We start from the raw sequence: 14,242 nt of genomic DNA, 5'->3' as shown, positions 1-14,242 counted from the left end.
AGCGGTGCAGGGGTTCTTGAAGTCCCACAGACCTAAAGAGCCCCTCCGTCGCGACGCGAAGGCGCGTCGCGCCACCTCCCCACCGAGTGGGGAGGAGACAGTCGCCCAGAGTTAGCGCCGGCCCAGAGTTAGCGCCGGCGTGGCGCGAGGATGTCGGACAGGCGATCCGGCGCGCCCTCGATCCGTTCCAGCCGCGGGTAGCGCAGGCCGTCGTGGTAATCGAAGGCCACCGTGCGGAAGCGATCGCCGGATTTCAGCAACAGTTCGATCGGGGCGTCGGTCCCTTTCGCCGCCGTGACGGTGTTGCGCAACACCTCGGCCGAGCCGGCCTTGCCGTTGACGGCGACCAGGCTCCAGCCGGCGCCGAGGCCTTGCTCGAAGGCGGGCCCGCCCCAGCGGATGTTGGTCAGCTTGTCCGTCGTCAGGGTGAAGCCCAGCGAATACTGGAAGTCGTTGGCCCAGCCGGTCTGGACCGACTTCTCCGCCGCCGAGGGCGTGTCGGTGTAGGTCAGTCGCCAGCCGCCACGCTCGATCCCGGCCAGCGGCGCGCGGGCGTCGGGACCGACGGCGTCCAGACGGGTGCGCAGGAAGGCGGCCCAGTCGTGGGGATAGACCGCATTCAGGGCCGCGACGACATCTTCGAAGGTGTAGCCCTGAGGCGCCCATTCGCCGTCGTCGTGACCGAAGAAGCCCCTGGCGAAATCATCCAGCGACTTGCGGCCATTGGTGCCCTCGCGGATCAGGGTGTCGGCGTCCAGCCAGACCAGCAGGCTCTCGCGGTAATAGTCGCCGGTGCCGCGCATCCACGAGGTGAACTGGCCCGGCACGCGGTAGCCCAGCAGATTGTGGTTGTTGGTGTCCTGAAGCGCGCGCCACGCGCGGCCCGGCTGTTCGTCATAGAAGGCCGCGACGTTGGCCAGGGTGGCCAGCGCCACGTCCCTGGAATGCAGGCCCGAGCGGGCGGCGAGGACGTCGCCCCAGTATTCGGTCTGACCTTCATAGACCCACAGCAGGGTGTTCTGGGTCGGGACGTTGTGGTTGGCGGTCAACTCGTCCGCCGGACGCATGAACTTGCCGTTCCAGGAGTGGGTGTATTCGTGGGGCAGCAGGCCCCGGTCGCCGGCGCTCTTGGCCCAGTTGGTGAAGAAGTCGGGCGCGCCGGTGTTCTCGGATGAGCGGTGATGCTCCAGGCCGATGCCGCCCATCTGATCGGTCAGGGCGAACAGGAACTCGTAGTTGTCGAAGTGGCGGGCGCCGAACAGGCGGTCGGCCTGCTGAACCATGTTTTCGAACAGCTTGAGTTGGTCGTCCGTGGCAGCCAGGCCCTTGGCCTCGTCGGCCAGGATGTTCAGGTGGACGCGGTCGCCGCTGGGGTCGATGTCCACGCGGCGATAGTGGGCGCCGGCGAAGATGGGGCTGTCGATCAGGGTGTAGAGGTCGGTCGTCGCAAAGGTCGCCACGTCGCCGTCTTGCGAGGCCGTGCTCAGGGCCGTGCCATATTTCCAGCCGGCGGGCAGGACGACGCTGGGGGCGACCTGAATCTGGCGGCTGAAATAGCCGGCCGGATAGAGGATGGCCTTCTCCCATTGAAGATTGACCATCGCCGGGGTCATCAGCACGCGCCAGTTGGAACTGTCGGGCTGGGTCAACTGCTGGAAGGCGATGTCGATGCTGGTGACGCCGGCCGGTATGTCGAGGTGGAAGGCGTAGGGGTCCAGCGTGTCGCGCAGCCACTCGATACGCTGGCCATCGGCGGTCACGGTCAGGCCGGAGATCAGCTGAATCGGGCCGGTGGCGGCGTGATTGCCGGGCAGGAACTTGGGATAGAGCAGGGTCAGCGGGCCGGGACCGGCGACGGGGATGGTCTGGCTGACGTTGATGATCCGGCGGTCCAGATCGGTGATGTCGGCGCGGTACTGGATGACACCGGGATAGGGCTTGTCCTGGGGCGCGGGGATGGCCGGCTGGGCGCGGGGCAGGGCCAGCGGCGCCTGGGTCGCATCGGTTATGACCGGAGTGGACTGGAAGGTCTGGGCCAGGGCCGGGGCGGCGGCGGTCGTCATCAGGACGGCGAGGCAGGCGGCGGTCAGGCGGGTACGCGGCATCAGGTCATCCACATCGGCAGGGGAAGCCGCACCGTCGTGGGCGGGGCGCGATGCGTCAAGCGTGGCGTTGTGTCTCCTCCCCATCGCAGATGGGGAGGAAACGGGTGAGCGTGCTGCTCAGCGCCGGCGTGGCGTCAGGATGTCGCCGAGGCGGTCGGGGGTTCCGGGGATCCGTTCCAAGCGGGGGTAGCGCAGGCCGTCGTGGTAGTCGAAGGCGACGGTGCGGTATTGCTCGTCGTCCTTGACGATCAGGGTGATGGGGACAGCCGGGTCCTTGGCGGCGGTGACGGCTTCGGCGAGGCGGTCGGGGGTGGCGGCCTGGCCGTTGACGGCGACGATCTCCATGCCGGCGGCGAGACCCGACTTGAAGGCCAGGCTGTTCCACTGGACGCTGCGGATCTTGTTGGCCTCGCCGGTCTGGAAGCCCAGGGAATAGGTGAAGTCGTTGCGCTTCAGTTCGGTGTAGAGGGTCTTCATGTAGTCGGTGGGCTTGTCCGAATAGGCCAGCCGCCAGCCGCCGCGCGCCAGGCCGTCCAGCGGGGCGCGGGCGTCGGGGCCGTCGGCGTCCAGCCGGGTGCGCAGGAAGGTCGCCCAGTCGTTGGCGACGACGCCGTTCAGGGCCGCGACCACATCGTCGAACGTATAGGGGGCGGGGGCGTAGTCGCCGTCGCGGACGCCGTAGAAGGCGCGGGCGAAGTCGTCGAGCGATTTGCGACCGCCGGTCTTCTCGCGGATCGTCGTATCGACGTCGAGCCAGATCAGCTGGCCCTCGGAATAGTAGTCCTCGTCACGCTGCCACGACAGCCAGCCCTTGGGCTGGCGCTGGCTGATGATCGGGTCGTTGGTGGTGTCCTGCATCGCGCGCCATTCGCGGCCGACGCGGGTGTCGAAGGTCGCGGCGGTCATGGCCAGGGCGTCCATCGCCTGCTGTTTGGTCAGCAGGCCCGAACGGGCGGCGATGACCTGACCATAGTATTGGGTCTGGCCCTCATAGACCCACAGCAGGCTGTTCTGGAGGGGCGAGTTGAAGTTGGGCACATACTGGTCGGCGGGGCGGCGCCATTTGCCGTCCCACGAGTGGTTCATTTCGTGGCTGAGCAGGTCGCGGTCGCCCAGATGCGTATCCCAGCCGGTGAAGAAGGCGGGATCGACGGAGTTCTCCGAACTGCGGTGATGTTCCAGTCCGATGCCGCCCAGCTTGTCGGTCATGGCGATCAGGAAGTCGTAATGGTCGAAGTGGCGCGCGCCATACAGGCGGTCCATCTGGTCGACCAGGTTGCGCAGGATCTGGATCTGCTCGTCGGTGGCGTTCAGGCTGTCGGCCTTGTCCGCCACAAAGTTGGCGCGGACGGGCGAACGGCCGCCGGGGTTCAGGTCGATCTGGCGATAGTGGACGCCGGCGAAGACCGGGCTGTCGATCAGGACTTCCAGATTGACGGGCTTGAAGGTCTGGACGTCGCCGGTCTTGGTTTCGGGCTCCAGCGCCGTGCCGAACTGCCAGCCGGCGGGGAACTTGACCGTGGGCTGGACCATGATGTTCCGCGACCAATGGCCGGCGGGATAGAGCAGCATCTTCTCCCACTGAATGTTCAGCATCTCGGGCGTCATGGTGATTCGGCCCTGGGCGCCGGTCGTCGGCGACAGGTGCTGCATCGTGATGTTCAGCGCGGTCGCGCCCGCCGGGACGACCACGTGGTAGGCGAAGGGATGCAGGGTGTCGCGGACCCACTGCACGCGCTGGCCGTTCGCCGTGATCTCGATGCCGGCGAGCTGCGCGATGGGGCCGACGGGGCCGTGGTTGCCCGGCAGCCATTCGGGGAAGAACAGGGTCATCGGTCCCGCCTGGGCGACCGGGATCGTTTCCTTCACCGCAAAGATGTGTTGGGCCAGATTGGTGGCATCGACATCCAGGGTGATGACGCCGGGGTAGGCGACGTCCCGCGCTTCCGGAATCGCGGGCAGGGGCGCGGGCAGGGCGGGCGGCGTGGTCGAGGCCTGCTGCGCCAGGGCGGCCGGGGCGGTCGAGGCCAATAGGAGGGCGAGGCCGACAGGGGCGGCGCGCAGGCAAGAACGGATCATCGAGGACTCTTCAGGCGACTGGGGGAGCCGCGACAGTCCGACGCAGGGTGCAAGGCGTCAAGCGTCAGCGCTGATCCGAAATTACACTGCACCCCGAAAACGCGTGCAAAATGCAAGGGCGTGCAATTCGGATCAGTCCTCCTCCATCGGACGCAGGGGCGGCGTGGTGGGCAGGTTGTGCTGTCGTTTCGGGTCGTTGGCCATGCCCCGGTAGTAGCGCACAGCATGGTCGTCGATCTTGGCGATGGCCTCCAGATCCTTGTGCAGGCGGGACCAGCCCCGCGCCTCGATCAGCTTGCCGTCGATCATCGCCCGTGAAGCATTGGCCCAGGCCAGACGCGCCATGTCGGCGGCGTTGCAGGGCAGGCGCTGGTCGATGGCGTCCAACTCATAGGCGTCGAGCGGTTCGAAAACCGCGCCGTGCGGCTGGTCCGATCGGCGCCAGCCCTCCGTGCGGGCGCGCCAACGGAAGGTCGAGAGGCTGAGACCGTGGCGCGCGCAGACCTCCTGGGCGAACCCCCCGGCGAGATAGTCTTTGCGGGCGGCGGCCCAGGTTGCGGCGGACCGTCGGGTCCAGTCGGGCGAATTCGGATTGGGATCGGAGATGTCATCGGCCATGCCGCCCATGATGCGGGCGGCGTCGGCTATGGCCGGAACAATGACGCTTCGAGCTCCTAAGTCGTTGAATAGGCTGCGATCAGGGTGTCAAAATAGGATGGAGCGCGGTCGCCAGCCATCCTGTTTCGGCCTTCAGCCCGGCTTGACGTCCAGCAGTTCGACCGAGAAGCGCAGGGTCGAGTTGGGAGGCAGTTCGTCGCCGCCGACCCAGCGCGAGCCGTAGCCCAGCGAGGCGGGGATGACGAACTCGTAGATTTCCCCGACGCGCATCAGGGCCACGCCCTCGGTCCAGCCCTTGATGACGCGGTTCAGCGGGAACTCGGCCGGTTCGTTACGAGAATAGGAGCTATCGAACTCGCGCCCGTCGATGAAGGTGCCGCGATAGTGGACCTTGACCGTGTCGGTCGCCTTCGGCTGAGCGCCCTCGGGGTGGGCCTTGCCGACGCGGCGATATTGCAGGCCGCTTTCGGTGGTGGTCCAGCCGCGCCGGGCGCCGTTCCAGGCGAGGTAGGCGGTATTGCCGGCGTCCCAGGCCTGCTGCGGCGTCAGGGCGCCTTGGCCGTTGACCTGATCGGCGGCGCGCGCGGCGGCCGAAGCCGTCTCGGCATAGGTCACCGGCTCGCGATGGGTGGCGCAGGCGGAAAGGGCGAGGGCGGCGAGCAGGGGCAGGGCGATCCGTGTCATAAGGCGACGCTAGATCAGGCCATCGTCGCTCGCAACGAGATTGCTCGGCTCCGTCGAAAAGGTTCCCTGGGGCCTTTATTTCGTCGCTAATGCGCGTATATGTGCGCGCTCCGCAACACTCCATATGAGTCTGCGCGCAAGCGCCGAGGCCCGGTCCGTCGCCCTCCGACCGAGCGAAGGCGCGGCTCCTTCCCAGGGAGCCGGTCCATTTCAGGCGTCCTGGCCCGGCAGCGGGCCGAGGGTGGATGCCGAAACCCTGGCTGCGGACGCGGAGACGCGCGCCGTGGCTGCTGCATTTCACGCACGCCTTCCCCGGGGTGTGCGCCATGGGAAACACTGAATGACTGACGTCGCCCACGATCTCGCCATCAACGGTCAGATCGCTTCCGCCACCTCGTTCACCGGCAAGAAGCGCATCCGCAAATCCTTCGGGCGTATCCCCGAAGCGATCGCGATGCCGAACCTGATCGAGGTTCAGCGCGCTTCCTACGAACAGTTCCTGCAGCGCGAGGTCCGTCCGGGCGTCCGCAAGGAGCAGGGCATCGAGGCGGTCTTCAAGTCGGTGTTCCCGATCAAGGACTTCAACGAGCGCGCGATCCTGGAATACGTCTCGTACGAGTTCGAAGAGCCGAAGTACGACGTCGAGGAGTGCATTCAGCGCGACATGACCTATGCCGCGCCGCTGAAGGTCAAGCTGCGCCTGATCGTGTTCGAAACCGACGAGGAAACGGGAGCCCGTTCGGTTAAGGACATCAAGGAGCAGGACGTCTACATGGGCGACATCCCGCTCATGACGGACAAGGGCACCTTCATCGTCAACGGCACCGAGCGCGTGATCGTCTCCCAGATGCACCGTTCGCCGGGCGTCTTCTTCGACCACGATAAGGGCAAGACGCACTCGTCGGGCAAGCTGCTGTTCGCCGCCCGCGTGATCCCGTACCGCGGCTCGTGGCTCGACTTCGAGTTCGACGCCAAGGACGTGGTCTATGTGCGCATAGACCGCCGCCGCAAGCTGCCGGCCACGACCTTCCTGATGGGTCTGGGCATGGACGGCGAAGAAATCCTGAAGACCTTCTACGAGACCGTGCCTTACGAGAAGCGCGGCGAAGGCTGGGTCACGCCCTACAAGGCCGAGCGATGGCGCGGGGTTAAGCCGGAGTTCGACCTGATCGACGCCGACACCGGCGAAGTGGTCGCCCAGGCCGGTCAGAAGATTAGCGCCCGCGCCGCCAAGAAGCTGGGCGAGACGACGACCTCGCTGTCGCTGGCCGCCGACGCCCTGGTCACCAAATATCTGGCCAATGACGCAGTCAACTTCGAGACCGGCGAAATCTTCGCCGAGGCCGGCGACGAGCTGGACGCCCCGACCATCGAAGTGCTGGAGCAAAACGGCTTCACCACCATTGAGGTGCTGGACATCGACCACGTCACGGTCGGCGCCTACATGCGCAACACCTTGCGCGTGGACAAGAACGACAACCGCGAGGACGCCCTGTTCGACGTCTATCGCGTGATGCGTCCGGGCGAGCCGCCCACCCCGGAAGCCGCCGAGGCCATGTTCAACTCGCTGTTCTTCGACAGCGAACGCTACGACCTGTCGGCTGTCGGCCGGGTCAAGATGAACATGCGTCTGGAAAGCCCTGAGGTCTCCGACGAGATCCGCGTCCTGCGCAAGGAAGACGTGCTGAAGGTGCTGCAGATCCTGGTCGGCCTGAAGGACGGTCGCGGCGAGATCGACGACATCGACAACCTGGGCAACCGCCGGGTCCGTTCGGTCGGCGAGCTGCTGGAAAACCAGTACCGCGTCGGTCTGCTGCGCATGGAGCGCGCCATCAAGGAGCGCATGTCCTCGGTCGACATCGACACGGTCATGCCGCACGACCTGATCAACGCCAAGCCGGCCGCCGCCGCGGTTCGCGAGTTCTTCGGTTCGTCGCAGCTGTCGCAGTTTATGGACCAGACGAACCCGCTGTCGGAAATCACGCACAAGCGTCGTCTGTCGGCGCTTGGCCCGGGCGGTCTGACGCGTGAGCGCGCGGGCTTTGAAGTCCGCGACGTGCACCCGACCCACTACGGCCGCATCTGCCCGATCGAAACGCCGGAAGGCCCGAACATCGGCCTGATCAACTCGCTGGCCACCCACGCGCGCGTCAACAAGTACGGCTTCATCGAGAGCCCGTACCGTCGCGTGAAGGACGGCCAGGCCCAGGGCGAGGTGGTCTACATCTCGGCCATGGAAGAGTCGAAGTACACGATCGCTCAGGCCAACATCGAACTGAAGAACGGTCAGATCGTCGAGGACCTGGTCCCCGGCCGGATCAACGGTGAATCCCAGCTCCTGAACAAGGACGCCGTGGACATGATGGACGTGTCGCCGAAACAGGTCGTTTCGGTCGCCGCCGCCCTGATCCCGTTCCTGGAAAACGATGACGCCAACCGCGCGCTGATGGGCGCTAACATGCAACGTCAGGCCGTGCCTCTGGTGCAGTCGGACGCGCCGCTGGTCGGCACGGGCATGGAAGCGGTCGTAGCCGTGGACTCCGGCGCCGTCGTGGTCGCCCGTCGTGACGGCGTCGTCGAACAGATCGACGGCACCCGGATCGTCGTGCGCGCCACCGGCGACGTGGACGCCGCCCGCTCGGGCGTCGACATCTACCGCCTGTCGAAGTTCCAGCGTTCGAACCAGTCGACCTGCATCAACCAGCGCCCGATCGTGCGCGTGGGCGATCAGGTGAAGGGCGGCGACGTGATCGCCGACGGTCCGTCGACCGACCTGGGCGAACTGGCCCTGGGCCGCAACGCCCTGGTCGCCTTCATGCCCTGGAACGGCTACAACTTCGAAGACTCCATCCTGATCTCCGAGCGCATCGTGCGCGACGACGTCTTCACCTCGATCCACCTGGAAGAGTTCGAAGTCGCCGCCCGCGATACGAAGCTTGGCCCTGAGGAAATCACGCGCGACATCCCCAACGTCGGCGAGGAAGCCCTGCGCAACCTCGACGAAGCGGGCATCGTGGCCATCGGCGCCGAGGTTCAGCCGGGCGACATCCTGGTCGGCAAGGTCACGCCGAAGGGCGAAAGCCCGATGACGCCGGAAGAGAAGCTGCTGCGCGCCATCTTCGGCGAGAAGGCTTCGGATGTGCGCGACACCTCCCTGCGCCTGCCGCCCGGCGTCGCCGGCACGATCGTCGACGTTCGCGTCTTCAACCGTCACGGCGTCGACAAGGACGAGCGCGCCATGGCGATCGAACGCGCCGAGATCGAACGTCTGGGCAAGGACCGCGACGACGAGCTCAAGATCCTGGAGCGCAACGTCTATAGCCGCCTGAAGCCGCTGATCGTGGGCAAGAACGCCGTGTCGGGGCCCAAGGGCATCGGCCGTGGCGAACTGACCGAAGAGAAGCTGGCCGAGGTCAGCCGTGGTCTGTGGTGGCAGATCGCCCTGGACGACGAAAAGGCCATGGGCGAGCTGGAGGCGATGAAGCGTCAGTTCGAGGACGCTCGCAAGCAACTGGACCGTCGTTTCGAAGACAAGGTCGAGAAGCTGCAACGCGGCGACGAACTGCCCCCCGGCGTGATGAAGATGGTCAAGGTCTTCGTGGCCGTGAAGCGCAAGCTTCAGCCCGGCGACAAGATGGCCGGCCGTCACGGCAACAAGGGCGTCATCTCCAAGATCCTGCCGATCGAGGACATGCCGCACCTGGAAGACGGCACGCATGTCGACGTCGTTCTGAACCCGCTGGGCGTGCCGTCGCGCATGAACATCGGTCAGATCTTCGAAACCCACCTGGGTTGGGCCGCCGCCGGTCTGGGCAAGCAGATCTCCGGTCTGCTGGAAGCCTGGCAAGGGGGTGGTCAGAAGCAGGCTCTGGTCGAGCGTTTGACCGAAATCTACGGCCCGGAAACCCCGCTGCCGGAAGATGAGGAAGAACTGGTCGAACTGGCGAAAAACCTGTCCAAGGGCGTGCCCTTCGCGACCCCGGTCTTCGACGGCGCCCACATCAGCGACATCGAGCGTCTGCTGGAAGAGGCGGGGCTGAACAAGTCGGCCCAGTCGATCTTGTACGACGGCCAGACCGGCGAGCAGTTCAAGCGTCCGGTCACGGTCGGCTACATCTACATGCTGAAGCTGCACCACCTGGTCGACGACAAGATCCACGCCCGCTCCATCGGCCCGTACTCGCTGGTCACCCAGCAGCCGCTGGGCGGCAAGGCGCAGTTCGGCGGTCAGCGCTTCGGGGAAATGGAGGTCTGGGCTCTGGAAGCTTACGGCGCCGCCTACACCCTGCAGGAGATGCTGACGGTGAAGTCCGACGACGTGGCCGGCCGGACCAAGGTCTACGAGGCCATCGTCCGTGGCGACGACAGCTTCGAGGCTGGCATTCCTGAGAGCTTCAACGTGCTCATCAAGGAAATGCGTTCGCTGGGTCTGAACGTGGAGCTGGGGAACAGCTGATCCGGATCACGAGCCCTCTCTCGCCACGGCGGGAGCGGGCGATCCCTCCGCTTTTCTCCGTTCTGAATAATTTTCGCGGGTCAGCCCCGCAGAAGGAATCAAGATGAACCAGGAAGTCCTGAACATCTTCAACCCGGTCCCGGTCACCCCGACCTTCGACCAGATCAAGATCGCCCTGGCCTCGCCCGAGAAGATCCGTTCGTGGTCGTTCGGCGAGATCAAGAAGCCGGAAACCATCAACTACCGCACGTTCAAGCCCGAGCGTGACGGCCTGTTCTGCGCGCGTATCTTTGGCCCGACCAAGGACTACGAATGCTTGTGCGGCAAGTACAAGCGCATGAAGTACAAGGGCATCATCTGCGAGAAGTGCGGCGTCGAAGTCACCCTGGCCCGCGTTCGCCGCGAGCGCATGGGTCACATCGACCTGGCTGCGCCGGTTGCCCACATCTGGTTCCTGAAGTCGCTGCCCAGCCGCATCTCGCTGATGCTGGACATGGCGCTGAAGGATGTCGAGCGCGTCCTGTACTTCGAGAACTACATCGTCACCGAGCCGGGCCTGACCCCGCTGAAGCAGAACCAACTGCTGACGGAAGACGAGTTCTATCGCTATCAGGAAGAGTTCGGCGATGATGGCTTCACCGCCGAAATCGGCGCCGAGGCCGTGCGCAACCTGCTGATGGGCATCGATCTGAACGCGGAAGCCGAAAAGCACCGCGCAGAGCTGGCCGACAATCCCTCGGAAATGAAGGCCAAGAAGGCGTCCAAGCGCCTGAAGCTGATCGAGGCCTTCCTGGAGTCGGGCAACAAGCCCGAGTGGATGATCCTGACGATCGTGCCGGTCATTCCGCCGGAACTGCGTCCGCTGGTGCCGCTGGACGGCGGTCGTTTCGCGACCTCCGACCTGAACGACCTGTATCGCCGCGTCATCAACCGCAACAACCGCCTGAAGCGCCTGATGGAGCTGCGCGCGCCGGACATCATCATCCGTAACGAAAAGCGGATGCTGCAGGAGTCGGTCGACGCCCTGTTCGACAACGGCCGTCGCGGTCGCGTGATCACGGGCGCCAACAAGCGTCCGCTGAAGTCGCTGGCCGACATGCTGAAGGGCAAGCAGGGTCGCTTCCGTCAGAACCTGCTGGGCAAGCGCGTCGACTATTCGGGTCGTTCGGTCATCACCGTGGGTCCGGAACTGAAGCTGCACGAGTGCGGCCTGCCCAAGAAGATGGCGCTGGAGCTGTTCAAGCCGTTCATCTATGCGCGCCTGGACGCCAAGGGCCTGTCGGGCACCGTCAAGCAATCCAAGCGCATGGTCGAGCGCGAGCAGCCCGCCGTCTGGGACATCCTGGACGAGGTCATCCGCGAGCACCCGGTTCTGCTGAACCGCGCGCCGACGCTTCACCGTCTGGGCATCCAGGCGTTCGAGCCCAAGCTGATCGAGGGCAAGGCCATCCGCCTGCACCCGCTGGTCTGCACCGCCTTCAACGCCGACTTCGACGGCGACCAGATGGCCGTTCACGTCCCGCTGAGCCTCGAGGCCCAGCTGGAAGCGCGCGTCCTGATGATGTCGACCAACAACATCCTGTCGCCCGCCAACGGCAAGCCGATCATCGTGCCGTCGCAGGACATCGTCCTGGGCCTGTACTATCTGTCGCTGGTCAAGGACGGCGAGCCGGGCGAAGGCAAGCTGTTCGCCAACATCGGCGAGATCGATGCGGCGCTGGACGCCAAGGTCGTCACCCTGCACACGCGCATCAAGGCGCGCTGGACGGAACAGGACGCCGAAGGCAAGGAGGTGACCAAGGTCATCGACACCACGCCGGGCCGCATGAAGCTGGCGGCTCTGCTGCCGCGTAACCCGAACGTCGGCTATCGCCTGCTCGAGAAGAACCTGACCAAGAAGGAAATCGGCAATCTGATCGACGTGGTCTATCGCCACTGCGGTCAGAAGGCGACGGTCATCTTCGCCGACCAGATGATGGGCCTGGGCTTCCGCGAAGCCGCCAAGGCCGGCATTTCCTTCGGCAAGGACGACATCGTGATCCCGGCCAAGAAGATCGAGCTGGTCGCCGAGACGCGCACCCAGGTCGAGGAGTACGAGCAACAGTACGCCGACGGTCTGATCACGCGCGGGGAGAAGTACAACAAGGTGGTTGACGCCTGGTCCAAGGCTACGGACCGGATCGCCGACGCCATGATGGGCGAGATCGCGCAACCGCGCGTGCTGATCGAGGGTGAAAACCCCGACATCAACTCGGTCTTCATGATGGCCAACTCCGGCGCCCGGGGTTCGCAGGCCCAGATGAAGCAACTGGGCGGCATGCGCGGCCTGATGGCCAAGCCGTCCGGCGAGATCATCGAGACGCCGATCACCTCGAACTTCAAGGAAGGCCTGACCGTCCTTGAATACTTCAACTCCACCCACGGCGCCCGCAAGGGTCTGGCCGACACCGCGCTGAAGACCGCCAACTCGGGTTACCTGACCCGCCGTCTGGTGGACGTGGCGCAGGACTCCATCGTCACCGAGCAGGATTGCGGCTCGACGCGCGGCATCACCCTGCGTGCGGTGATGGAAGGCGGCGACGTGCTGGTCTCGCTGGGTCAGCGCATCCTGGGTCGCTATGCGGCCGAGGACATCAAGGAGCCGGGCACGGATACCGTCCTGTTCCCTGCCGACACCTATCTGGTGGAAGAAGTCGCCGAGGCCGTCGAGGCTGCGGGCGTTCAGTCGGTCAAGGTCCGTTCGGCCCTGACCTGCGAGGCCGAAGCCGGCATCTGCGCCCACTGCTACGGCCGTGACTTGGCACGCGGCACCAACGTCAACATCGGCGAAGCGGTCGGCGTCATCGCCGCCCAGTCGATCGGCGAGCCGGGCACCCAACTGACGATGCGGACCTTCCACATCGGCGGCACGGCCCAGGTGGCGGAAACCTCCTTCATGGAGGCGACCAACGCCGGTACGGCCAAGGTCACCGGCCCGACCGTCGTCGCGGCCCACGGCGACCTGGTGGCCATGAGCCGCAACGTCATCGTGACCGTGGTCGTGGACGGCAAGGACCGCGAGACGCACAAGGCTCCTTACGGCGCCCGCATCCGCGTCAAGGACGGCGACGAGGTCAAGAAGAACCAACGCCTGGCGGAGTGGGACCCCTACACCACCCCGATCCTGACGGAAGTCGGCGGCGTCGTGCGCTTCGAGGACCTGGTCGAAGGCCTGTCGGTCAAGGAAGAAACCGACGAAGCGACGGGCATCGCCCAGCGCGTCGTCAGCGACTGGCGCGCCAGCCCGCGCGGCTCGGACCTGCGTCCGGCCATGGGCGTCACCCTGGGCGACGCTTACGCCAAGCTGTCGTCCGGTTCGGACGCCCGCTATCTGCTGCCCGTGGGCGCGGTTCTGTCCGTGTCGAACGGCGATGAGGTCAAGCCGGGCGAGATCATCGCCCGCGTTCCGACCGAAGGCGCCAAGACCCGCGACATCACCGGCGGTCTGCCGCGCGTCGCCGAACTGTTCGAAGCTCGCCGTCCGAAGGACTGCGCGGTCATCGCCGAGATGGATGGTCGCGTCGAATTCGGCCGCGACTACAAGAACAAGCGTCGCATCAAGATCACGCCCGAGCCCAACGCCGACGGCGTGCAGGGCGAACCGGTCGAGTTCCTGATCCCGAAGGGCAAGCACATCTCCGTCCACGACGGCGATCTGATCCAGAAGGGCGACTACATCATCGACGGCAACCCGGATCCGCACGATCTGCTGCGCATCCAGGGCGTCGAGGCGCTGGCCGAGTATCTGGTGAACGAAGTGCAGGAGGTCTATCGACTGCAGGGCGTGCCGATCAACGACAAGCACATCGAAGTCATCGTGCGTCAGATGCTGCAGAAGGTGGAAGTGCTAGATTCGGGTGAAACCACCCTGATCCGCGGCGACACCGTCGAAGTCGCCGAAGCCGTTCTGGAAAACGCCAAGGTCGAGAAGCGTGGCGGCCGCCTGGCCACCACCCAGCCCGTCCTGCTGGGCATCACCAAGGCGTCGCTGCAAACCCGCAGCTTCATCTCGGCGGCGTCCTTCCAGGAGACCACTCGCGTCCTCACCGACGCTTCGGTCCACGGCAAGAAGGACATGCTGGAAGGCCTGAAGGAAAACGTCATCGTCGGCCGCCTGATCCCGGCCGGCACCGGCGCCTACCTGCGCAGCCTGCAGAAGATCGCCAACGAGCGTGATGCAGAACTGACCTCGGCTCTGGAAGAGGCGATCGAGCCGCTGCCGGCCGATCTGCAACTGGAGCTGGAGAGCAGCGAGAGCTGA

Annotated in this window: 6 protein-coding genes; 2 read left to right on the top strand and 4 right to left on the bottom strand. The window is 65.6% G+C overall.

The window, feature by feature from the left end:
• Nucleotides 1-128: 128 nt before the first annotated feature.
• The 4 genes from BLR19_RS04365 to BLR19_RS04350 form a co-directional block, all read right to left on the bottom strand.
• Entirely contained in the window at nt 129-2,105 is a 1,977-nt protein-coding gene (locus tag BLR19_RS04365) for a M61 family metallopeptidase (RefSeq protein WP_091749097.1), read from the bottom strand.
• Between the two features lie 117 nt (nt 2,106-2,222).
• Nucleotides 2,223-4,184, bottom strand: coding sequence for a M61 family metallopeptidase (locus BLR19_RS04360; protein WP_091747606.1), 1,962 nt, complete (start codon nt 4,182-4,184; stop codon nt 2,223-2,225).
• A 132-nt stretch (nt 4,185-4,316) separates the two neighbouring features.
• Nucleotides 4,317-4,802, bottom strand: coding sequence for a hypothetical protein (locus BLR19_RS04355; protein ID WP_143007331.1), 486 nt, complete (start codon nt 4,800-4,802; stop codon nt 4,317-4,319).
• 132 nt (nt 4,803-4,934) lie between these two features.
• A complete protein-coding gene (locus BLR19_RS04350) occupies nt 4,935-5,486 on the bottom strand; it encodes an FKBP-type peptidyl-prolyl cis-trans isomerase (protein WP_091747599.1) in 552 nt (183 codons plus the stop codon).
• 340 nt (nt 5,487-5,826) lie between these two features.
• Between BLR19_RS04350 and rpoB the strand changes: the two genes are divergently transcribed.
• Both rpoB and rpoC read left to right on the top strand, forming a co-directional pair.
• Entirely contained in the window at nt 5,827-9,942 is a 4,116-nt protein-coding gene (gene rpoB, locus BLR19_RS04345; RefSeq protein WP_091747596.1) for a DNA-directed RNA polymerase subunit beta, read from the top strand.
• A gap of 103 nt (nt 9,943-10,045) precedes the next feature.
• Nucleotides 10,046-14,242: a DNA-directed RNA polymerase subunit beta' gene (gene rpoC, locus BLR19_RS04340; RefSeq protein ID WP_091747592.1), complete on the top strand. Its 4,197-nt coding sequence runs from the start codon at nt 10,046-10,048 to the stop codon at nt 14,240-14,242.

Source organism: Brevundimonas sp. 374 (assembly GCF_900102995.1).
Classification (GTDB): Bacteria; Pseudomonadota; Alphaproteobacteria; order Caulobacterales; family Caulobacteraceae; genus Brevundimonas; species Brevundimonas vesicularis_C.
This window is presented reverse-complemented; position numbering and strand designations above follow the sequence as displayed.